Raw genomic sequence first — 21,779 nt, forward strand, 5'->3', positions numbered from 1 at the left:
CCCGCGCAGCCCATCAGACCGGCGGACGGGGACCAGGAAGCGGCCGGCCGGCGATCAGTCGGTGAGCAGCTTGCCGGTGTCCACCCGGGCCGTCGCCTTCGCCGCGCGTTTGGCGTCCGGGGCGACCTCGGCCGCCGTCAGGGCGTAGCCGGTCTGGTCGTCCGAGGTGGAGCGGGCGAAGACGACGCCGAACACGCGGCCGTCGGTGGTCAGCAGCGGGCCGCCCGAGTTGCCCGGAAGGACGGTCGAGCGGATCGAGTAGATCTCACGGGTGACGGTGGAGTCGTTGTAGATGTTCCGGCCGGTCGCCTTCACCCGGCTCGCGACCGTGGCCGCCTGGAGGTCCAGGGCGCCGTCCTGCGGATAGCCCGCGACCACCGCCTGGTCGCCGCGCGCCGCACGGCCGTCGAAGCGCAGCACGGGGGCGTGCAGACCGGGCACGTACAGCACCGCCACGTCCTTGTCCGGGTCGAACAGCACGACCCGGGCCTCGTACGACCGCCCGACGCCCCCGATGCGCACGCTCGGCCGGTCGATGCCCGCCACGACGTGCGCGTTGGTCATCACGCGCTCGGTGGAGTACACGAAGCCGCTGCCCTCGCGGCCCTGGTCGCCCGCGGCGCCCTCGATCTTCACCGTGCTCAGCTTGGCGGCGTTGGTCGCGCTCGCCGTGACGCTGTCCCCGGACGGCTCGGCCACCTCGGCGGTCGACTCGTTCTCGAACGGGTTGAAGACCTGGGGAAAGCCCGCCTGGGTGAGGGCGGTCGTGGCGTTCGAGAACCAGGCCGGGGTGGTCTGCGGCATGGCCTTCTGCACGGTCCCCAGCAGCGCCGAGTCACGGATCGCCGTCGTCACCACCGGGGACGAGGACGCGCCCAGGACACTCGCGGCCACCCACGCCACGATCAGCACGGCGACCGCGTTGGCCGCGGCGCCGCCGACCCCGTCGGCCACCCGCAGCGGCCCCCGGTCCAGCTCGCGCCGCAGCTTCAGGGCCAGCCGTCCGGCCAGCTCGTGGCCCACGGCGGCCGGGGTGAGCACCGTCAGCACCGCGGTGACCGTCGCCGCCGTCGTCCCCGGCGTGACCAGTTCCATCACCCACGGCAGGATCCACACGCCGACCAGCGCACCGCCCACGAACCCGGCGAGCGAGACGCAGCCGGCCACCAGTCCGCGCCGGTAGCCGGACCCGGCGTAGGCCAGGATCACCAGCAACAGCAGGATGTCGAGCAGGTCCACGGAGCCGCCTTTCTCTCGGACCCTCAGGGGGCGTCTCCTAGTACGCGCGGGACGGTCCCGGTGATCAGTCACGCGCCGGTGGCCGATCGGAGGCCGTCACGCCGCCGTGTACCCCGAAAAACGTCGCGGACCGGGACGATGGTTCCACCGGGTGGCACAGCACACATCGCGGACGTCGCGGTTCGCGCAGAAAGTGGGTCCATGTCTGTCTTCCGACCGGGCCCGCGAAGAACACGGAGCGACCACCCACGGCGTGCTTCCCGGGTACCGAGCACCGTGCTGGTGCTGCTGGCCTGTCTGCCCGGACTCACCGCTCTCGGCGCCCTGGTGCTGTGCGCCGACGGCGTCGACAACGCCGTGTCGGCCTCCCTGGCCGCCCGCCCGGCGCGTCCGTCCGCCGCCCGCGACCTCACCGCCCCGCACACGGCGGACAAACCCCCCATCGTGCCGCGCTCGGCCTGGCTGGACGCCGGAACCCCGCACACACAGCCGCCCCCGCGCTACGACGACAAGATCCTCGCCGTCTTCGTCCACCACACCGACTCGCCCAACGGCTACGCGTGCGCCGACGCCCCCGAGATCATCCGCCACCTCTACGAGGGCCAGACCGGCGCCCGCCAGTGGGACGACATCGGCTACAACTTCCTCGTGGACCGCTGCGGCACCATCTACGAGGGCCGCGCGGGCGGTGTCGACCGCGCCGTCACCGGCGCCCACACCCAGGGTTTCAACCACCGCACCACCGGCATCGCCGCCCTCGGCACCTTCACCTCCGGGGTCACCGTCCCGAAGGCGATGACCGACGCGATCGCGGCACTGGCCGCCTGGAAGCTGGGCCCCGCCGACATCGACCCCCGCGCCACCGTCCACCTGGTCTCCAGCAACAGCCTCAGCCGCTACCCCCTCGGCAGCACCGCCACCCTCGCCGCCCTCGCCGCCCACAAGGACGGCTTCATGACCAGCTGCCCCGGCGCGGCCCTGGACGCCAAGCTGCCGGACATCCGCAAGGCGGCGGCCCGCCTCCAGGGCCGTACGACCACAGCGACGCCGTAGGCGGCACACAGGGCGCGCGCGGCCCCTCGGCGGTGGTCCGCGCGGGCGCGGCCGTCGTCCTGGGGGCGGCCGTGGGCCACCGTGGGACGACGCGGGAACGCGACGGTGACCGTGCGTGTCAGTCGCGGAACCGGTCCCACAGCTTGGGGAAGCGCTCCGCGAGCGTCGTCTCGTTCTCGAAGTCGATCGGCGTGCCCTCCGGCTCCGCGGACGCGGGCGGGATGCCCAGGTCAGGGGCGACGACACCGGTGAGCTGCTCGTAGGCCTCGTCCGCCGCGTAACCCAGCTCCTCGCCGTCGCCGTCGATCTCCTCGTCGAAGTCGTCCAGCAGGTCGGCCAGCGAGTCCGGGCCGCCGTGCAGCGCGCCCTCGAAGACCTCCCGGCCCTGGCCGATCAGCCAGCACCGGAAGAAGTCGAACGCGTCGTCGCTGGCCCCGTCGAGGAGCACCCACGCGGCGCCCCACAGATCCCAGGTGTAGGCGCGGTTGTAGCGCGACTCGAAGTGACGGGCGAAGTCCAGCACCGAGTCCGGATCCAGCTGGAGCAGCCGGTCCGTCAGCACCTCGGCCTGCTCCTCGGGGTCGCCGTCGGCGGCCTCACGGGCGGCGTCCACGAGTTCCCAGAACTCCGTCTCGTCCATCACGGGTCCAGCATCGTGCCTGGCGGAAGGGGACGCACGTGGAGTGGGGCGGATTGTTATGGGCCGTACAGCCCGGCGAGCCGCGCGGCGTCCCGCGCGAACCGCTCCCGCAGCCCCGCGGGTGCCAGCACCTCCACCTCGGGCCCGAGCCCGGTGAGCTGGGAGTGGGCGACCTCCTCGGACTCCACCGGCAGGGTCGCCGTCACCCGCCCCCGCTCGTCCGGGGCGTCCGCATCCGCCAGCGCCTCCCGGGCGGACAGCGGATCGACGGCGTACGGCAGCCTGCGCGCCCCCTCCCGGGACAGCCGGACCACGACCTCGGACCGCAGGATGGACCGCGCGAACTGCCCGGCCCGCTCCGCCCAGAAGGCGGGCAGGTCGAACTCCTCGGCACGCTCGAAGCGCTCCCCGTCGGCGGTCACCGCCGTGAACCGCTCGATCCGGTACACCCTGAAGCCGCCGTCGTCCGCCACCCGCGCGCACAGGTACCAGACACCCGCCTTGAGCACGAGCCCGTACGGCTCCAGCAGCCGCTCGACCTCCTCGGCGCCCGGGCGCTCCCCCTCGCCCTCGCCCGCCCGCTCCCGCGCGGCGTCCCGCCCACCGCGCCGGTATCGCGCGGTGACGCGCCGGTCGTCCCACACCGCCTCCGCCACGGCCGGCAGCAGCCCGGGCGTGGCGGGTTCCTCGAACCAGCCCGGCGCGTCCAGATGGAACCGCTGCGAGGCCGTGCGGGACGCGTCGCGCAGGGAGGGCAGCAGCGCCGCCGACACCTTCAGGCGGGCCGCCGAGGCCGCGTCGTCCAGGCCCATCTCCCGCAGCGCGCCGGGCACACCGCTGAGGAACAGCGCCTCCGCCTCACCGCGGGCCAGCCCGGTCAGCCGCGTCCGGTACCCGCCGACCAGCCGGTACCCCCCGGCCCGGCCCCGCTCGGCGTACACCGGCACACCCGCCTCCGACAGGGCCTGCGCGTCCCGGGTGACGGTCCGCTCCGAGACGTCCAGTTCCCGGGCGAGTTCGGCGGCGGTCATGGTGGGCCGGGACTGGAGCAGCAGCACCATCTTGATGAGCCGGGCAGCGCGCATACGGCCATGATGCCGGGCCCCACTGACAGTGGAGGGGTACGGCGGTCGGTCGCCGTACCCCTCCACCACTGACCAGTGTTACAGGCCGTACCTGTCCCGCGCTTCCTTCACCGCGGTGGCCTTGACCTCGCCGCGGCGGGCGAGCTGGGCCAGCGCCGCGACGACGATCGACTGGGCGTCGACGCCGAAGTGACGACGGGCCGCCGTACGCGTGTCCGACAGGCCGAAGCCGTCGGCGCCCAGGGACGAGTAGTCCTGCTCGACCCACTGCGCGATCTGGTCCGGGACCTGGCGCATGTAGTCGGAGACCGCCAGCACCGGGCCCTCGGCGCCGTTCAGCGCCTGACGCAGGTACGGGATGCGCTCCTCGCCGCGCAGCAGGGCCGCGTCGGCCTCCAGCGCGTCGCGCCGCAGCTCGGTCCAGGAGGTCGCGGACCACACGTCGGCCGCGACACCCCACTCCTCGGCGAGCAGCCGCTGCGCCTCCAGGGCCCAGTGGATCGCCGTGCCGGAGCCCAGCAGCTGGATCCGGGGCGCGTTGGCCGCCGGGGACAGGCCGGCCGCCTCCGCCGTGTTGAAGCGGTACAGGCCCTTGACGATGGCCTCGTCGATGCCCGGGCCGGACGGCTTGGCCGGCTGCGGCATCGGCTCGTTGTAGACGGTGAGGTAGTAGAAGACGTTCTGGTCCTCGCCCGGAGCCGCCTCGCCGTACATCCGGCGCAGACCGTCCTTGACGATCGTCGCGATCTCGTACGCGAAGGCCGGGTCGTACGACAGGGCCGCCGGGTTGGTCGCGGCGATGACGGGGGAGTGCCCGTCCGCGTGCTGGAGGCCCTCACCGGTCAGCGTGGTCCGGCCGGCCGTGGCGCCGACCAGGAAGCCGCGGCCGAGCTGGTCGCCGAGCTGCCACATCTGGTCTGCCGTGCGCTGCCAGCCGAACATCGAGTAGAAGATGTAGAACGGGATCATCGCTTCGCCGTGCGTGGCGTACGCGGTGGACGCGGCGATGAAGTCGGCCATCGAACCGGCCTCGGTGATCCCCTCGTTGAGGATCTGGCCGTTCTTGGCCTCCTTGTAGTACATCAGCTGGTCGCGGTCGACCGGCTCGTACGTCTGGCCCTTGGGCGAGTAGATGCCCAGCGACGGGAACAGGCTCTCCATGCCGAAGGTGCGCGCCTCGTCCGGGACGATCGGCACCCAGCGCTTGCCGGTCTCCTTGTCACGCACCAGATCCTTGATCAGGCGGACGAAGGCCATGGTGGTGGCGATGTTCTGGGAGCCGGAGCCCTTGTCGAAGGAGGCGAACGCCTTCTCCGCGGGGGCCGGCAGCGGGGCGAGCGGGTGCGTACGGCGGGCCGGGGCCGGGCCGCCGAGGGCCGCGCGGCGCTCCTGGAGGTAACGGACCTCGGGGGAGTCGGCGCCGGGGTGGGCGTAGGGGACCACGCCGTCGGCGAACCGGCTGTCCGGGATCGGCAGCTCCAGCAGGTCGCGCATCGTCTTGAACTCGTCCACCGTCAGCTTCTTCATCTGGTGGTTGGCGTTCTTCGACGCGAAGCCCTCGCCGAGGGTGTGCCCCTTGACGGTCTGGGCCAGGATGACGGTCGGCGCGCCCTTGAACTCCACCGCCGCCTTGTAGGCCGCGTAGACCTTGCGGGACTCGTGGCCGCCGCGGGAGAGGTGGAAGCAGTCGAGGATCTTGTCGTCGCTCAGCAGCTTCGCCATCTCGACGAGCGCCGGGTCCTTGCCGAAGAAGTCCTCGCGGATGTAGGCGGCGCCGCGGGTCTGGTACGTCTGCACCTGGGCGTCCGGTACCTCGCGCAGCCGGCGGACCAGCGCGCCGGTGGTGTCGAGCTGGAACAGCTCGTCCCAGGCGGAGCCCCACAGCGACTTGACGACGTTCCAGCCGGCGCCGCGGAACTGGGCCTCCAGCTCCTGCACGATCTTGAAGTTCGCGCGGACCGGGCCGTCGAGGCGCTGGAGGTTGCAGTTGATGACGAAGGTCAGGTTGTCCAGACCCTCGCGGGAGGCGAGGGCGAGTGCCGCCGTCGCCTCCGGCTCGTCCATCTCGCCGTCGCCGAGGAAGGCCCAGACGTGGGACGCGGAGACGTCCTTGACGCCGCGCGCGGTCAGGTAGCGGTTGAAGCGCGCCTGGTAGATCGCGGAGAGCGGGCCGAGGCCCATCGACACCGTCGGGAACTCCCACAGCCAGGGCAGCCGCCGCGGGTGCGGGTAGGAGGGCAGGCCGTTGCCGCCGGCCTCCTGACGGAAGTTGTCCAGGTGGTGCTCGTCCAGCCGGCCGTCGAGGAAGGCACGGGCGTAGATGCCGGGGGAGGCGTGGCCCTGGATGTAGAGCTGGTCGCCCGAACCGTCGGCTTCCTTGCCCTTGAAGAAGTGGTTGAAGCCGGTCTCGTACAGCCAGGCCGCGGAGGCGAAGGTGGCGATGTGGCCACCGACGCCGTGCTTCGCGCCGCGGGTCACCATGGCGGCCGCGTTCCAGCGGTTCCAGGCGGTGATCCTGGCCTCCAACGCGACGTCACCGGGCACGGAGGGCTCGGCGGCGGTCGGGATGGTGTTGACGTAGTCCGTCTCGAGGAGCTTGGGCAGCGCGATGCCGTTGCCCTCCGCACGCTCCAGCGTCCGGCGCATCAGGTACGCCGCGCGGTGCGGCCCGGCAGCCGCGGTCACCGCGTCCAGCGAGGCCTGCCATTCGGCGGTCTCCTCCGGATCGCGGTCCGGGAGCTGGTCGAGCGCGCTCGGCTGGATGGCGTTGGGGTCGGTCATGTCGCCGCCTCCCTCAGTCGAAGGGGGTTCCCTATGAGGTGTTGTTCGGGGGGTGCCCTAGGTCTTTGGCAGGACAGGGCGTTGGGGCCTGGTGCGGTGCCTGTGTGTGGCTCCGCCACGCGGCCCGTCGGAGACTGTAACCCCCTGATCGATGATCGATCAAAGATTTGAGGCCAAAACCTCTCGATTACGAGAAAGTCGGCACCGGGTGCCTGGACGGCAGGCACCCGGTGCCGACTTCTGGAGAGATTTCGCACCGTGTTCTCGCAGGTGAGCGGGCGCGTGCTCGGTCGTGTCAGGGGCGCGGCGCGCACCCCAGGACATGGGCCTTCACGAGCTCCGCGATCCGCGGGTCCCGGCGCCGGAACGCCTGCACCAGCTCCTCGTGCTCCTCGGCGTACGACTGCTGCACCGTGCCGAGCCACCGGATCGACAGCGCCGTGAACACCTCGATGCCGAGCCCCTCCCAGGTGTGCAGCAGCACCGAGTTGCCGGCCGCCCGCACCAGCTCCCGGTGGAAGCCCACCGTGTGCCGGACCTGGCCCGTCCCGTCGGACTTGCGGTCGGCCTCGTACAGCGCCACGACATGCGGCTCCAGGGCCGAGCAGTCCTCCGCCAGCCGTTCCGCCGCCAGCTCCGCCGCGATGGCCTCCAGACCGGCCCGGACTGGATAGCTCTCCTCCAGGTCGGCCGCGGTCAGGTTCCGCACCCGGACGCCCTTGTTCGGCGCCGACTCGATCAGCCGCAGGGACTCCAGCTCGCGCAGCGCCTCGCGTACCGGCGTCTGGCTGACCTCCAGCTCGGTCGCGATCCGCCGCTCCACGATCCGCTCACCCGGCTGCCAGCGCCCGCTGACGATCCCCTCCACGATGTGCTCGCGGATCTGTTCGCGCAGCGAGTGGACGACGGGCGCGGTCATGAGAGCTCCTTAGGGAGAGGCTCAGAATCCAATGGAGTGGGCCGAAGGGTCTCGTCGAGGGGCGGCGGGCGGGACCCCGGGGGCGTTTGACGTTTAGACAATAAGGCCGCGGGAGTCTTCCGGAGGGGCGCGCGGGGGCGCTTCGGTGCAGGTGAGACGAGGCTTACACGCTGCTGACAAGGCGTGACCTGTGCCGACGTCAAAACGACGGTGCCCCGGCCGGAGGACTCCGGCCGGGGCACCGCACGACTGCTCCTGAGGGTTACAGACCGAGCTCGACCTCGAACTCGCCGGCCTCCAGGATCGCCTTGACCGCGGTCAGGTAACGGGCGGCGTCCGCGCCGTCCACCAGACGGTGGTCGTAGGACAGGGTCAGGTACGTCATGTCGCGGACGCCGATGACCGTGCCCTCCTCCGTCTCGATGACGGCCGGACGCTTGACCGTGGCACCGATGCCGAGGATCGCGACCTGGTTCGGCGGCACGATGATCGTGTCGAACAGCGCGCCGCGCGAGCCGGTGTTGCTGATGGTGAAGGTCGCGCCGGACAGCTCGTCCGGGGTGATCTTGTTCGCCCGGACCTTGCCCGCGAGCTCGGCGGTGGCCTTGGCGATACCGGCGATGTTGAGGTCGCCCGCGTGCTTGATGACCGGGGTCATCAGGCCCTTCTCGGAGTCCACCGCGATACCGACGCTCTCGGTGTCGAAGTAGGTGATCGTGCCCTCTTCGACGTTGATCCGGGCGTTGATGGCCGGGTGGGCCTTCAGCGCCTGGGCCGCCGCCTTCACGAAGAACGGCATCGGGGAGAGCTTGACGCCCTCGCGCGCGGCGAAGGAGTCCTTGGCCTGGGCGCGCAGGCGCATCAGTCGGGTGACGTCGACCTCGACGACCGACGACAGCTGGGCCTGCTCGTGCAGCGCCTTGACCATGTTGTCGCCGATGACCTTGCGGATGCGGGGCATCTTGACGGTCTGGCCACGGAGCGGGGAGACCTCCAGCTTGGGGGTCTTCCGCGCACCGGCGGCAGGGCCTCCGGCAGTCACGGCGGCCGCGGGGGCCGGAGCGCTCACGGCGGCCTTCGCGGCCTCGGCGGCGGCGAGGACGTCCTGCTTGCGGATACGACCGCCGACGCCGGTGCCCTTGACGGCGGACAGCTCGACACCGTGCTCGGCGGCGAGCTTGCGCACCAGCGGGGTCACGTAGGCGCCGTCGTCACCGGCGGGCGCGGCCGGAGCCGGAGCCGACGGAGCCGGGGCGACCGGGGCCGGGGCCGCCGGAGCGGGGGCCGGGGCGGCGGCGACCGGGGCGGGCGCCGGAGCCGGAGCCGGGGTGGGCGCCGGAGCCGGAGCGGCCGGAGCCGCGGGGGCGGGCGCCGGGGCAGCGGCGGCGGGCGCCGGAGCCGGGGCGGCCGGGGCCGGGGCGGCCGCCGGAGCGGCACCCGGGGCGCCGATGACGGCGAGCTTGGCGCCGACCTCGGCGGTCTCGTCCTCGGCGACCACGATCTCCAGCAGCACGCCGGAGACGGGCGCCGGGATCTCGGTGTCGACCTTGTCCGTGGAGACCTCGAGCAGGGGCTCGTCCTCCGAGACCTCCTCGCCGACCTCCTTCAGCCAGCGGGTGACGGTGCCCTCGGTGACGGACTCACCGAGCGCGGGCAGGACCACGTCCGTGCCCGAGGCGCCACCGGCCGGAGCCGCCGGGGCGGCGGGGGCCTGCGGAGCCGGGGCGGGGGCGGGGGCGGCGGGGGCCGCCTCGGCCACGGGGGCCGGAGCGGCGGCCGGAGCCGGCTCGGCGGCCGGGGCCGGAGCGGCAGCGGGTGCGCCCTTGCCGTCGTCGATGACGGCGAGCTCGGCGCCGACCTCTACGGTCTCGTCCTCGGCGACCTTGATGGAGGCCAGCACACCGGCGACGGGCGAGGGGATCTCGGTGTCGACCTTGTCGGTCGAGACCTCGAGCAACGGCTCGTCGGCCTCGACGCGCTCACCCTCGGCCTTCAGCCAGCGGGTGACGGTGCCCTCGGTGACGCTCTCACCGAGCGCCGGAAGGGTTACGGAAACCGCCATGGTTTCGGTTGCTCCTTACGAATTGCGGAAGTCTGTGTCGTCGCGTGGTCGAACGAGGGTCAGTCGTGCGAGTGGAGCGGCTTGCCGGCCAGGGCCAGGTGCGCCTCGCCGAGTGCCTCGTTCTGCGTCGGGTGGGCGTGGATGAGCTGGGCCACCTCGGCCGGCAGCGCCTCCCAGTTGTAGATCAGCTGGGCCTCGCCGACCTGCTCGCCCATGCGGTCGCCCACCATGTGGACGCCCACCACGGCACCGTCCTTGACCTGGACGAGCTTGATCTCGCCCGAGGTGTTGAGGATCTTGCTCTTGCCGTTGCCCGCCAGGTTGTACTTCAGAGCGACGACCTTGTCCGCGCCGTAGATCTCCTTGGCCTTGGCCTCGGTGATGCCCACGGAGGCGACCTCGGGGTGGCAGTACGTCACCCGCGGCACGCCGTCGTAGTCGATCGGGACGGTCTTCAGTCCGGCCAGACGCTCCGCCACCAGGATGCCCTCGGCGAAGCCGACGTGCGCGAGCTGGAGCGTCGGGACCAGGTCACCGACGGCGGAGATGGTCGGCACGTTCGTGCGCATGTACTCGTCGACCAGGACGTAGCCGCGGTCCATCGCGACGCCCTGCTCCTCGTAGCCCAGGCCCTGCGAGACCGGGCCGCGGCCGACGGCGACGAGGAGGACCTCCGCCTCGAACTCCTTGCCGTCCGCGAGGGTGACCTTGACGCCGTTCTGGGTGTACTCGGCCTTCGAGAAGAAGGTGCCCAGGTTGAACTTGATGCCGCGCTTGCGGAACGCGCGCTCAAGAAGCTTGGAGGAGTTCTCGTCCTCGACCGGGACGAGGTGCTTCAGGCCCTCGATCACCGTGACGTCGGAGCCGAAGGACTTCCACGCGGAGGCGAACTCGACGCCGATGACACCGCCGCCCAGGATGATCGCGGACTGCGGCACGCGGTCCAGGACGAGCGCGTGGTCGGAGGAGATGACGCGGTTGCCGTCGATCTCCAGGCCCGGCAGCGACTTCGGCACGGAACCGGTCGCCAGCAGCACGTGACGGCCCTGGATCCGCTGACCGTTGACGTCGACGGAGGTCGGCGAGGACAGCCGGCCCGCACCCTCGATGTACGTCACCTTGCGGGAGGCGATCAGCCCCTGGAGACCCTTGTACAGGCCGGAGATGACGCCGTCCTTGTACTTGTGGACGGCCGGGACGTCGATGCCCTCGAACGTGGCCTTGACACCGAACTGCTCGCTCTCGCGGGCCTGGTCGGCGATCTCGCCCGCATGCAGCAGGGCCTTGGTGGGGATGCAGCCCCGGTGCAGGCAGGTACCGCCGACCTTGTCCTTCTCGATCAGGGCGACGTCGAGACCCAGCTGGGCTCCGCGCAGGGCCGCGGCGTAACCACCGCTGCCACCGCCGAGGATCACTAGGTCGAAAACGGTGCTGGCGTCGTTCGCCACGTCACGTCCTCCATGCATGTGCGCCACGCCGGTCTCCAGTGACCGGTCGGCGGCTGGTGTCCGGCCGCTTCTTGCTGTCGGCCCTTCGGTGGGGGCCCTGTCCTGCCGTGCCCCATCTTCGCACCTGTCGGCGGCGGACGAGACGCGGGGCCGGGGTGTGAGACGTCCCACGTTCGGTCCCGACGGCGACGGACCCCTTCGGCCGAAGCGGCGCGCGGCCGCACGGATCGGCGGCCGCGCCGCCCGGGCGCGACCGGCGGCACCCGGCCCGCCGGCGCCTCACGAGGCCGGCGGGCCGGGTGTCGAGGGGCACGGCCTCCGGCCCCCGGGGGGACTCAGCCGAGTTCGCCCGCGGCCGTGACCTCCGCGAGCCGCACCAGCGTGCGCACCGCCGTGCCCGTGCCGCCCTTGGGCGTGTAGCCGAACGCGCCGCCCTCGTTGAAGGCCGGTCCCGCGATGTCGAGGTGCGCCCACGTGATGCCCTCGCCGACGAACTCGCGCAGGAAGAGACCGGCGACCAGGCCGCCGCCCATCCGCTCGCCCATGTTCGCGATGTCCGCGGTGGCGGAGTCCATGCCCTTGCGCAGGTGCTCCGGCAGCGGCATCGGCCAGGCCGGCTCGCCGACCTCCTCGGCGGCCTCGTGCACCGCGGAGCGGAACGAGTCGTCGTTCGCCATGATCCCGAAGGTGCGGCTGCCCAGCGCCAGCATCATCGCGCCGGTCAGGGTCGCCACGTCCACGACGGCGTCGGGCTTCTCCTGGGAGGCGGCCCACAGCGCGTCCGCGAGCACCAGGCGGCCCTCGGCGTCGGTGTTGAGGACCTCGACGGTCTTGCCGCTGAACATGCGCAGCACGTCACCCGGACGGGTGGCGGAGCCCGACGGCATGTTCTCCGCCAGCGCCAGCCAGCCGGTGACGTTGACGTCCAGGCCCAGGCGGGCGGCCGCGACGACGGCGGCGAACACGGCGGCGGCACCGCTCATGTCGCACTTCATCGTCTCGTTGTGACCGGCCGGCTTCAGGGAGATGCCGCCCGAGTCGTAGGTGATGCCCTTGCCGACGAAGGCGAGGTGCTTGTCCGCCTTCGAGGAGGTGTACGACAGCTTGACCAGGCGGGGGCCGGAGGCCGAGCCCTTGCCGACGCCGAGGATGCCGCCGTAGCCGCCCTTCTCCAGGGCCTTCTCGTCGAGCACCTGCACCTTCAGGCCGTGCTCCTTGGCCGCGGCCTGCACGACAGCGGCGAAGGCCGCCGGGTCCAGGTCGTTCGGCGGCATGTTGATCAGGTCGCGGGCGCGGTTGAGCTCCTCGGCGACGGCCGTGGCGCGCTCGAGGGCGGCCTTGTGCTCCTTGTCGCGGGACTTGCCGCCCAGCAGCGCGGCCTCGGCGAGCGGGGCCTTGCCGGCCCGCGCCTTGGCGTCCTTGCCGTTGTCCTTGTAGGTGTCGAAGGAGTACGCGCCGAGCAGCACGCCCTCGCCGATCGCGCCGAGGTCGGCGGCGTCGTCGAGCGGCAGCGCGAAGGCGGCCTTCTTGGCACCGGCCAGGGTGCGGGCGGCCGCGCCGGCGGCCTTGCGCAGCGCCTCGGCGTCGTAGGAGGAGTCCTTCTCGGGTACCGGGCCCAGCCCCACCGCCACCACGAGGGGCGCCTTGAAGCCCGTCGGTGCCGGCAGCTTGGTCACCTCGCCCTCGGCACCGGAGGCACCGAGGGTCTCGAGGACGCCGGCGAGCCTGCCGTCGTAGGCCTGGTCCACAGCCTCGGCGCCCGGTGCGACGACCGGACCCTTCGGACCCTTGCCGACACCGATCACGATGGCGTCGGCCCGCAGACCGGGCGCCGCGGCGGTGCTGAGAGTGAGAGCAGTCACGGTGGTGAAATCTCGCTTCCGATGTGAAGTGTCAGTGGCCGAACTGTGTGGGTCGACCGAGCCCGGCTGTCGACCCTAGATCCGGTCGACGGGAGCGGTCTCCACCGGGGCCCTCACCGGTGCGGCGGACCGGTGCGGACGCCTGGGAGGAGAGTACGCGCGTACGGGCGTTTGCTCAGTCCCGCGGGCGTTCACCCGTGGGTGGCGTCGTCGTCACCTGCCGATCCTCGCACTCCATGACCCGCGCCACACGCATCGGGTGCGCAACCGCTTCCACCCGGCCGTGTCAGCGGCCGAGCGACAGCACCACGAGCGCCGCCGTCGCGGCCGTCTCGGCGAGGGCGCCGAACACATCACCGGTGATGCCGCCGAAGCGGCGCGTGCAGCGGCGCAGCAGCAGTTCGGCGACGGCGACGGCGGCGAGCACGGCGAGGGCCGTGCGCACGATGTCGTACGTCCCGAGGAGCGCGCCCCCGGCCGCGGCGCCGAGGACCACGACGGCCGCCGTGCCCGCCGCCGCCCGCACCGGGACCACCCCGGCGACGGCGGCCCCCAGCCCCTCCGGCCGGGCGGCGGGCACCCCGTCGCGGGCGGCCAGGGTCAGCGCCAGTCGCGCGGCCACCGCCGAGACCACCGCCGCGAGCGCGCCGCGGGCCCAGGAGGCGCCGTACAGCTGGGAGAGCGCCGCCACCTGGGCGAGCAGCACGAGAACGAGCGTGATCACCCCGAACGGCCCGATGTCCGACTGCTTCATGATCCGCAGGGCGTCCTCGGCGGGCTTGCCGCTGCCCAGCCCGTCGGCGGTGTCGGCCAGCCCGTCGAGGTGCAGCCCGCGGGTGAGCGCGGCGGGCACGGCGGCGGTGGCGACGGCGGCGAGCAGCGGGCCGGCCCCGAGGAGGAGCAGCAGCGCGCCGAGTGCGGCGGCGCAGCCGCCGACCACCAGGCCGGCCAGAGGCGCGCACAGCATCCCGCCGCGCGCGGCCTCGCGGTCCCACCGGGTCACCCGGACCGGGAGGACGGTCAGGGTGCCGAAGGCGAAACGGAGGCCGTCCGGCAGGGCGGGGATCTTGGACACCGGCGCAGGTTACCCGGCGGCCCGGGAAGCCTTCACGGCCCCCATGGATAAAGTGCCCATATGGGACATTGGTTGTACCGGAACATCGTCGAGCCGGGCAAACTACCGCTGCTCCTCGCCCTCACGTCCTTCGTCGTCACCTTCGTCGTCACCCGGGTCATCACCCGCATGATCCGCGCGGGCAAGGGCCCCTTCGGCAACGTCAAGGCCGGCGGCGTGCACATCCACCACGTGGTCCCCGGTGTCGTGCTCACCGTCATCGGCGGCTTCGGGGCGGTCGCCAGCGGCCGGCACGGCTTCGGCGCGGCCCTGTGCGCGGTCATCTTCGGCGTCGGCGCGGGCCTCGTCCTGGACGAGTTCGCGCTGATCCTGCACCTCGACGACGTCTACTGGACCGAACAGGGGCGCAAGAGCGTGGAGGTCGTGGTGGTCACGGCCGCGCTGGTCGGGCTGCTGCTCTCCGGCTTCTCCCCGTTCGGCGTCAACGACGTCTCCGACGAGGAACTCCAGGACCGCGGCGGAATCGTGGCGACCGTCGCCGTGAACTTCCTCTTCTCCCTCCTCGCGCTGAGCAAGGGCAAGGCGCGGACCGCGATCTTCGGGGTGATCGTCCCCGTCGTCGCCGTCCTCGGCGCCGTCCGTCTGGCCCGCCCCGGCTCGCCCTGGGCCAAGCGCTTCTACCGCCGCCGTCCCCGCGCCCGGGCCAGGTCCCGACTGCGCGCCTACCGCCACGACCGCCGCTGGCTGGGCCCCCGCCGCGCCCTGGAGAACTGGATCGGCGGCAAACCGGACCCGGCCCCGGCCCGGCTGCCGGGTCCGGGGGCGGGGACTCGGTAGGGGGTGTACGGGGAGCGGGGTGGCGCCGAGGGGCGAGGGGCGCGGGGTGCCGGGGTCGGCGGCCCGGCGGGCGGCGTCCGATGGGCGATACTCCCCGCGGTCGGTGGCCGAGCGCCGATGTCCCGCGGTCAGTCGTCCTGGGGTGGTCGGCCCGGAGGCGGTCGGTCCGGTGCTCGTCGGTCCGGTGGGCGGGGGTCCGGTGGGTGACGGTCCCGTGGCCGGCGCTCGCGCACTCGTCCGCGAGGACGACGCGGGCCGCGCAGGGTCGTCGCGCCGCACAGCAGCACCGCCGCCGCGATCGCCGCCAGGTGCTCCTTGCCGGCCAGGTTCTCCTTCAGGAGCACCTCGGCGACCATCGCGAGGGCCACCGCGGCCGCGGTCACGTAGGCGCCGTAGCGCCAGCCGAGGAAGATCGCCAGCCCCACCACGGCCGCGGACGGCCCGGTGTCCACGACCTGGGCGTCCGAGGCGGGCAGCCCCAGCGGGTGGCCGGGGCCGAGCCGGATGCCGAGGCGGGCGTAGAGCGTTCCGGCGAGCGTGGCGACGTAGGCGATGACGAGGGTCCGCCACCAGCCCAGGCAGATCTCCGCGATCCCGAACACGAACAGGATCTGGGCCAGCGCGCCCCACACCGGCAGGTCGAGCGCCGGCACGAACAGCGACAGGGGTGTGCGCAGCAGGGCCGGCCAGAGCGGGTCCTCGGCGCGCACGGCACCGACGTCCTGCACGAACCGGAAGCCCCACGACTGGTTCTGCACGATCTGCAGGACCGTCGTCAGGCACACCGCCCCGATGCTCATCGGGATCGCCCGCCAGCGCCGCTTCAGCAGCGGCTCCCGCACCGTGACGTACAGCAGCCCCCATTCGGCGCGGGCCCAACGGGCGATCCTGTTCATCCCGTGTTCCTCATCCCCGTGGTCTCATCTGTGCGTGTCCAGATGCCTGCGGTGCAGCCACTTGGGCAGCCCCGGCGCCTCCAGGAACCCCTCCGCCCGCGCCGACGCGACGCCGATGCGCGGCAGGTCCGCGCTCTTCTCGAAGAGCAGGAACCGCGGCTCCCAGATGGGCCGGTACTTGGCGTTGGCGCGGTACAGCGACTCGATCTGCCACCAGCGGGAGAAGAAGCTGAGCAGCGATCGCCACAGCCTCAGCACCGGCCCGGCGCCGAGACGTGCTCCACGTTCGAAGACCGAACGGAACATGGCGAAGTTGAGCGAGACCTGCGTGATGCCGATCTCGCGGGCCCGCCGCAGCAGCTCGATGACCATGAACTCCATCAGCCCGTTGTCGGAGTCCCGGTCCCGCCGCATGAGGTCGAGCGACAGCCCGTGCGGCCCCCACGGCACGAAGGAGAGCAGCGCCCTCAACTCCCCGTTCCCGTCGGTGCACTCCAGCATCACGCACCGCCCGTCCTCCGGGTCGGCCAGCCGGCCCAGCGCCATGCTGAACCCGCGCTCGGTCGCGCCGTCGCGCCAGTCGTCGGCACGCCGGACGAGGTACGCCATCTCGTCCGCGCCGATGTCCTCGTGCCGCCGGATCCGTACGCCGTAGCCCGCCCGCTTCACGCGGTTGTACGCCTGCCGCACGGTCCGCATGGCCCGGCCCTCCAGCGTGAACTCGGCGACCTCCACGAGCGCCTCGTCGCCGAGTTCGAGCGCGTCCAGGCCGTGGCGCGCGTACACGGTCCCGGCCTCCTCGCTCGCCCCCATCACCGCCGGGATCCACCCGTGCGCGCGGGCCTCGGCGAGCCACGGCTCGATGGCCCCCGGCCAGGCCTCCGGGTCCCCGATCGGATCCCCGGACGCCAGCGACACCCCGCCCACGACCCGGTAGGCGACCGCCGCCTTGCCCGTCGGCGACCAGACGACGCTCTTCTCCCGCCGCAGCGCGAAGTACCCCAGCGAGTCGCGCTCGCCCTGCTGTTCGAGCAGCGCCCGCAGTCGCTTCTCGTCGTCCTCGGTGAGCGGGTCGACGGCGCGCCGCGAGCGGAAGGCGGCGTAGAACACGGCCAGCACCAGTGCCGTACTGAGCACGTTGATGGCGACGTCGGCCCAGTTCGGCGTCGAGATGCCCGGGTGGCGGGACTCGTCGGCGGCGACCGAGACCAGCCGCAGCGTGCCGTACCGCCAGCGCTCCGTGAACGTCGAACGGCCCGCGTCCGCCGCCTGGTCGGTGACGGTCACGAGCAGCGCGGCCAGCAGCGAGGAGAGCAGCAGCCCGCCGACGGCCACGACCGCGGCGAGCCGTGGGTTGGCCCGGTCGCCCTTGGCGTAGAACTCGCGCCGCCCGACGAGCAGGGTGCCCACGAAGGCGGCGGTGAGGCCCAGGGAGATCCAGTTCTGCGGGTACTGCCGGACCTCGGGGAACACCATCGCGAAGGCGAACAGCGCCAGGAACGGCCCGCTGAGCCCGAGGTTGAGGATCCAGGAGGCCCGCTTGCGGCGCCGCATGGTGACGGCCAGGAACGCGGTGAACACACCCGAGGCGAACCCGGCCGTCAGCAGGTAGGGCGTGAAGAAGTCCTCCTGGTTGTGCCGGCGGACGTCCTGCCCCAGGGAGACCCACACCGCGCTGAGGAAGTTGACGAAGGCGACGGCCCGCAGATACCAGACGGCGAGGCCGGCGGCCCGCCGGGAGGCTCCGGTGCTACGACGGTCCCGGACAGGCGCGATTCGGACATCTCCCATGAAGGGTGATCATATGGGCGTGTAACCCTCGAATCGCTCTTTCGCCGCCGCGCCCTTTCTGGCGGCAGCGCCTTCTGTCCGTCGCCTGCTCCGCCCCCGCGCCTCCCGCCCGCCCCGTACGTCCCGCGTCTCGCCTTCGCCGCCCCCGGGCCGCGGAGGCCCCGCGGGTTCTACGAGCCCCGTAGCCCCGCGGGTTCTGCGAGCCCCACGGGTTCCACGAGCCCCGCCTCTCCTGCTAGGCCTGCCCGGTGCCCTCGCCGTCCCTGGCGCCTTCGGCGCCTTCGGCGTCCTCGGTGTTCTCGGCGCCCTCGCCGTCCTTGGCGTCCCCGGCCTCCGGCTTCTCCGGCAGTTCCGCCGCCAGTGCCGCCGCGGCCTGCACGAGGGGCAGGGCCAGCAGGGCTCCCGCTCCTTCGCCGACGGTCACCCCCTGGTCGAGCAGCGGCTCCAGCGCCATCCGGTCCAGCGCCTTGGCCTGTCCCGGCTCCCCGCTGCTGTGCCCGGCCAGCCACCAGTCCGGCGCCCGGAACGCGACCCGCTGGGCGACCAGCGCGCACGCGGCCGTCACGACCCCGTCCAGGACCACCGGCATCTTCCGTACCGCGCTCTGCAGCAGGAACCCGGTCATCGCGGCGAGGTCGGCCCCGCCCACCGTCGCCAGCAGCTGCAACTGGTCCCCGAGCACCGGCCGGGCCCGGCGCAGCGCGTCGCGGATCGCCGCGCACTTGCGCATCCAGGCCAGGTCGTCGATCGCCTGCCCGCCGCGCCCGGTCACCACGGACGCGTCGGTCCCGCACAGCGCGGCGATCAGGACCCCCGCCACGGTGGTCCCGCCCACGCTCACATCGCCGAGCACCACCAGATCCGTACCGGAGTCGGCCTCCTCGTCGGCCACCGCGACCCCGGCCCGGAACGCGGCCCGCGCCTCCTCCAGGGTCAGCGCGTCCTCGACGTCGACGGACCCGCTGCCGCGCCGCACCCGATGCCGTACGACGTCCTCGGGCAGCGTGTCCGGCTCGCAGTCCAGGGCCATGTCAATGATCCGTACCGGCACGCCCAGGCGGCGGGCGAGCACGGAGACGGGCCGGCCGCCCTCCAGCACCTCGCGCACCAGTTCCGTCGCGCTGCCCGCGGGCCGGGCCGAGACACCGCGCCCGGCGATCCCGTGGTCCCCGGCGAAGAGCACGACCCGGGGCCGCTCGACCGGCCGCACCGGCACGGCCGACTGCGCGGCGGCCAGCCACTCGCCCAGGTCGTCGAGGCGCCCCAGCGATCCGGGCGGCACGATCTGGCGCTCCCTGCGCGCCTCGGCGTCGCGGCGCACCCCGCCGTCGGGACGCTCGATCAGATCGGTGAAGTCGTCGAGATTAAGCGAGCTCATTCGCCGAACAGTACCGGCACTGATCGAACGCGTCGGCGCCACATCGCCACCCCGCGGACACGACGTCGTTGCGCCCAAGATCGGGATCCCATACGTTCCACTTTGCGGTGAATTGGTCCGCCCGTGATCCCGCCCCCGTCGCCGCCCTCTCGCCCCACCGGGAGCCGCCTTGTCCGCCCAGCCCGCCGCCACCCCCGCACCGACCCCCGCCCCGACTTCCACACCGTCCGGTGCCTCACCGGCGGCCGAGCGACGGCGCGCCCGCTACGCCGCCGAACTCGCCGCGGGCACCGACCATTTCCACGAGCCGCGCCGCGCGGACTGCCCCTGGTGCGGCTCGACCCGGCTGCACACCCGGCTGCGCGCCCCGGACCTGCTCCAGGGCAAGCCGGGCACGTTCGTCGTCGACGAGTGCGGGAACTGCGCGCACGCCTTCCAGAATCCCCGGCTGACCGCCGAAGGCCTGGCCTTCTACCACCGCGACCTGCACGAAGGGCACCTGGACGAGATCGCCGCGCTCGCGGAACGCGCCCTCGGGGCCCGCGGCCGCCGCCGGCACCTGCGCGCCACCGCCCGCGCGATGCTGCCCTTCCCCGAGCCGGAGAGCTGGCTGGACGTGGGGACGGGCCACGCCCACTTCCCGGAGGCCGCGAAGGAGGTGTTCGCCTACACCTCCTTCGACGGAGTCGACCCCACCCCGCGGGTGACCCGGGCCAGGGTGGCCGGCCGCGTCGAGGAGGCGCACATCGGCCGGCTGAGCTCCCCGGAGATCACCACCCGGCTGCGCGCCCGCTACGACGTGGTGAGCATGCTCCACCACCTCGAACACACCCCGGATCCGCGCGAGGAACTCCGCGCCGCCCTCACCGCCCTGCGCCCCGGCGGCCACCTGCTGCTCGAACTCCCCGACCCGCACAGCGTGTTCGCCACCCTGCTGGGCAAGTGGTGGCTCCCGTACGGCCAGCCCCGGCACCTCCACCTCATCCCGCTGTCCAACCTGCGCACGGAACTGGAGTCCCAGGGCTGCACGATCGTCACCGTCGACCGCCGTGCCTCCCACGTGCCGCACGACCTGGCCGGCGCCCTGTCCCTCGCCCTGAACCGGGCGCTCCCCGCGCCGGACGCGCCCTGGCGAGCGGCCCCGCCCGGCGAGCTCCAGCGCCGGCTGCGCGCGGTCCTGCTCGCCGTGAGCGCGCCGCTCGTCGCCGCGGCCGCGACCCTGGACCACACCCTGGCCCCGGTGCTCCGCCGCACCCGCTTCTCGAACACGTACCGCGTCATCGCCCGCCGGAACTGACCCCGCCCCGGTGCCGCGCTCAGCCGCGCAGCGGCAGCGCCTGCCCCGCCACCACCAGCAGGACCTGCTCGCACTCCCCGGCGAACGCGGCGTTGAGCCGCCCGAGTTCGTCCCGGTACCGGCGCCCCGACGCCGTGGCCGGCACGATCCCCGACCCCACCTCGTTCGACACGGCGACCACCGTCCGCCGGGCGGCGCGCACCGCCGCCGTCAGCTCCCGCACCCGCTTGCGCAGCGCCCGTTCGCCCCCGTCCGCCCACACCGCGTCGTCCCACGCCCCGACCGTGTCCATCGCGTCGGTCAGCCACAGCGACAGACAGTCGACCAGCAGCGGTGCCCCGTCCTCCGCCAGCAACGGCACCAGGTCGCACGTCTCCACCGTCCGCCACGACCCCGGCCGCCGCTCCCGGTGCGCCGAGACCCGCGCCGCCCACTCCTGGTCGCCGCCGCGCGAACCGCCGGTGGCGACGTACAGCACGTCGGGGAAGGCCTCCAGCCTGCGTTCGGCCTCCACCGACTTCCCGGACCGGGCGCCGCCCAGCACCAGCGTCCGTCGCGGTACGTCGGGCACGTCCTCGTACATCCCCACCACCAGCGTCGACCCGTCCGGCACCGCCCGGGCCCCGGCCGCCGCGAGCCGCCGCCGCAGTTCGGGCCCCGGCGGTACGTCGTGATCGAGGTGCACGGCGACGACGTCGGTCGTCGGCCCCGCGGCGCCCACCGCCCGCAGCTTCGCGAGCGCGTCCGGGCGCCCCACGACATCGGCGAGCACCATGTCGTACGGCACCGCCGTCTCGTGTCCCTCCTCCAGTCCCGCGGGCGCGCACCCCGGCGGCAGATACAGCAGGCGCTGTCCGTCCGGCCCCGTCACCGCGTATCCCGTGCCCGGCGCGTCCATCGCCAGGGCCCGCACCCGATGCCCCGTCAGCAGCGCCAGCTCCCGCCCGTCCGGCACCCGGCCCGGCTGCGGCAGCCCGGCCGGCACCTCCACCGCGGGCCCGTTGTGCGGATGCGACAGCAGCACCTGCCGTACGCCGCCCAGCGTGCGCCCCGCCCGGGCCGCCGCGAAGGCGACGCCGGGCGTCAGGTCCAGCAGCAGCGTGCCGTCCACGAGCAGCGAGGTGGCCGCCCGCGCGTCGGCGCCGAGCGCGCAGGCGCAGGCCGCGCAGGGACAGTCGGGGCGGGGGAGTCCCGCGGGGGCACCGGTGCCGAGCAGAGTCAGTTCCACGGAAGCGATTTTCGCCTGTCACCGCTGGTCCCGCGTGATGGAGACCCCCTTCGGGGGCGTGGCGCCGTCTCCCGGCGCGGCTGCGTCCGCCCGGACGGATCGCCGCGCGGGCGCGGAAGGGCCGGGACGGCGCGGTCCACGCCCGGCGGATGATCCGCCGCCTTCTCACGGCCGGCCCGGTGGAGCGC

Annotated in this window: 16 protein-coding genes; 3 read left to right on the forward strand and 13 right to left on the reverse strand. The window is 73.3% G+C overall.

Features of this window, described 5'->3' with window-relative positions; genetic code table 11:
* Positions 1 to 54: 54 nt before the first annotated feature.
* Positions 55 to 1,239 (reverse strand): MarP family serine protease, encoded by a 1,185-nt coding sequence (locus tag ACWCQK_RS17390; protein WP_451155999.1) that lies wholly within the window; start codon positions 1,237 to 1,239, stop codon positions 55 to 57.
* Between the two features lie 282 nt (positions 1,240 to 1,521).
* Here ACWCQK_RS17390 and ACWCQK_RS17395 point away from each other — a divergent pair, with 282 nt between their 5' ends.
* Entirely contained in the window at positions 1,522 to 2,292 is a 771-nt protein-coding gene (locus ACWCQK_RS17395; RefSeq protein ID WP_451156040.1) for a peptidoglycan recognition protein family protein, read from the forward strand.
* A 118-nt stretch (positions 2,293 to 2,410) separates the two neighbouring features.
* On the opposite strand, the gene ACWCQK_RS17400 is transcribed toward ACWCQK_RS17395, so the two are convergent.
* The 8 genes from ACWCQK_RS17400 to ACWCQK_RS17435 all read right to left on the reverse strand — a co-directional run bounded on the left by ACWCQK_RS17400 (position 2,411) and on the right by ACWCQK_RS17435 (position 14,164).
* A complete protein-coding gene (locus tag ACWCQK_RS17400; RefSeq protein WP_451156041.1) occupies positions 2,411 to 2,932 on the reverse strand; it encodes a DUF4240 domain-containing protein in 522 nt (173 codons plus the stop codon).
* 56 nt (positions 2,933 to 2,988) lie between these two features.
* A complete protein-coding gene (locus ACWCQK_RS17405) occupies positions 2,989 to 4,017 on the reverse strand; it encodes a helix-turn-helix transcriptional regulator (protein ID WP_451156000.1) in 1,029 nt (342 codons plus the stop codon).
* Between the two features lie 78 nt (positions 4,018 to 4,095).
* A complete protein-coding gene (aceE, locus tag ACWCQK_RS17410) occupies positions 4,096 to 6,798 on the reverse strand; it encodes a pyruvate dehydrogenase (acetyl-transferring), homodimeric type (protein WP_451156001.1) in 2,703 nt (900 codons plus the stop codon).
* Positions 6,799 to 7,093: 295 nt separating this feature from the next.
* Positions 7,094 to 7,717, reverse strand: coding sequence for a GntR family transcriptional regulator (locus ACWCQK_RS17415; protein WP_451156002.1), 624 nt, complete (start codon positions 7,715 to 7,717; stop codon positions 7,094 to 7,096).
* A 262-nt stretch (positions 7,718 to 7,979) separates the two neighbouring features.
* Positions 7,980 to 9,779, reverse strand: a complete 1,800-nt coding sequence (gene sucB / locus ACWCQK_RS17420; RefSeq protein ID WP_451156003.1) for a 2-oxoglutarate dehydrogenase, E2 component, dihydrolipoamide succinyltransferase — start codon at positions 9,777 to 9,779, stop codon at positions 7,980 to 7,982.
* Between the two features lie 59 nt (positions 9,780 to 9,838).
* Positions 9,839 to 11,227 carry a dihydrolipoyl dehydrogenase gene (lpdA, locus tag ACWCQK_RS17425; protein WP_451156004.1) on the reverse strand — a complete coding sequence of 463 codons (1,389 nt, stop codon included), beginning with the start codon at positions 11,225 to 11,227 and terminating at the stop codon, positions 9,839 to 9,841.
* 335 nt (positions 11,228 to 11,562) lie between these two features.
* Entirely contained in the window at positions 11,563 to 13,089 is a 1,527-nt protein-coding gene (locus ACWCQK_RS17430; RefSeq protein WP_451156005.1) for a leucyl aminopeptidase, read from the reverse strand.
* 286 nt (positions 13,090 to 13,375) lie between these two features.
* A complete protein-coding gene (locus ACWCQK_RS17435) occupies positions 13,376 to 14,164 on the reverse strand; it encodes an adenosylcobinamide-GDP ribazoletransferase (RefSeq protein WP_451156006.1) in 789 nt (262 codons plus the stop codon).
* A 60-nt stretch (positions 14,165 to 14,224) separates the two neighbouring features.
* On the opposite strand from ACWCQK_RS17435, the gene ACWCQK_RS17440 reads away from it, so the two are divergent.
* A complete protein-coding gene (locus ACWCQK_RS17440) occupies positions 14,225 to 15,001 on the forward strand; it encodes a hypothetical protein (protein ID WP_451156007.1) in 777 nt (258 codons plus the stop codon).
* 128 nt (positions 15,002 to 15,129) lie between these two features.
* Here ACWCQK_RS17440 and ACWCQK_RS17445 read toward each other — a convergent pair whose 3' ends face one another.
* The 3 genes from ACWCQK_RS17445 to cobT form a co-directional block, all read right to left on the reverse strand.
* Positions 15,130 to 15,897 carry a hypothetical protein gene (locus ACWCQK_RS17445; RefSeq protein ID WP_451156008.1) on the reverse strand — a complete coding sequence of 256 codons (768 nt, stop codon included), beginning with the start codon at positions 15,895 to 15,897 and terminating at the stop codon, positions 15,130 to 15,132.
* A 24-nt stretch (positions 15,898 to 15,921) separates the two neighbouring features.
* Positions 15,922 to 17,688, reverse strand: coding sequence for a phosphatidylglycerol lysyltransferase domain-containing protein (locus ACWCQK_RS17450; RefSeq protein WP_451156009.1), 1,767 nt, complete (start codon positions 17,686 to 17,688; stop codon positions 15,922 to 15,924).
* Positions 17,689 to 17,923: 235 nt separating this feature from the next.
* Positions 17,924 to 19,066, reverse strand: a complete 1,143-nt coding sequence (gene cobT, locus ACWCQK_RS17455; RefSeq protein WP_451156010.1) for a nicotinate-nucleotide--dimethylbenzimidazole phosphoribosyltransferase — start codon at positions 19,064 to 19,066, stop codon at positions 17,924 to 17,926.
* 169 nt (positions 19,067 to 19,235) lie between these two features.
* On the opposite strand from cobT, the gene ACWCQK_RS17460 reads away from it, so the two are divergent.
* Positions 19,236 to 20,363, forward strand: coding sequence for a class I SAM-dependent methyltransferase (locus tag ACWCQK_RS17460; RefSeq protein WP_451156011.1), 1,128 nt, complete (start codon positions 19,236 to 19,238; stop codon positions 20,361 to 20,363).
* A gap of 19 nt (positions 20,364 to 20,382) precedes the next feature.
* Here the strand turns inward: ACWCQK_RS17460 and ACWCQK_RS17465 are convergent, their stop codons facing one another.
* Positions 20,383 to 21,591, reverse strand: coding sequence for a bifunctional adenosylcobinamide kinase/adenosylcobinamide-phosphate guanylyltransferase (locus ACWCQK_RS17465; protein WP_451156012.1), 1,209 nt, complete (start codon positions 21,589 to 21,591; stop codon positions 20,383 to 20,385).
* Positions 21,592 to 21,779 lie beyond the last annotated feature (188 nt).

Source organism: Streptomyces sp. NPDC002306 (genome assembly GCF_053593435.1).

Excerpts from the sequence above, each read along its gene's own strand:
- ACWCQK_RS17400 (WP_451156041.1), bottom strand. The coding sequence starts at position 2,932 with ATGGACGAGACGGAGTTCTGGGAACTCGTGGACGCCGCCCGTGAGGCC.
- ACWCQK_RS17405 (WP_451156000.1), bottom strand. The coding sequence starts at position 4,017 with ATGCGCGCTGCCCGGCTCATCAAGATGGTGCTGCTGCTCCAGTCCCGG.
- aceE (WP_451156001.1), bottom strand. The coding sequence starts at position 6,798 with ATGACCGACCCCAACGCCATCCAGCCGAGCGCGCTCGACCAGCTCCCG.
- ACWCQK_RS17415 (WP_451156002.1), bottom strand. The coding sequence starts at position 7,717 with ATGACCGCGCCCGTCGTCCACTCGCTGCGCGAACAGATCCGCGAGCAC.
- sucB (WP_451156003.1), bottom strand. The coding sequence starts at position 9,779 with ATGGCGGTTTCCGTAACCCTTCCGGCGCTCGGTGAGAGCGTCACCGAG.
- ACWCQK_RS17440 (WP_451156007.1), top strand. The coding sequence starts at position 14,225 with ATGGGACATTGGTTGTACCGGAACATCGTCGAGCCGGGCAAACTACCG.
- ACWCQK_RS17445 (WP_451156008.1), bottom strand. The coding sequence starts at position 15,897 with ATGAACAGGATCGCCCGTTGGGCCCGCGCCGAATGGGGGCTGCTGTAC.
- ACWCQK_RS17450 (WP_451156009.1), bottom strand. The coding sequence starts at position 17,688 with ATGGGAGATGTCCGAATCGCGCCTGTCCGGGACCGTCGTAGCACCGGA.
- cobT (WP_451156010.1), bottom strand. The coding sequence starts at position 19,066 with ATGAGCTCGCTTAATCTCGACGACTTCACCGATCTGATCGAGCGTCCC.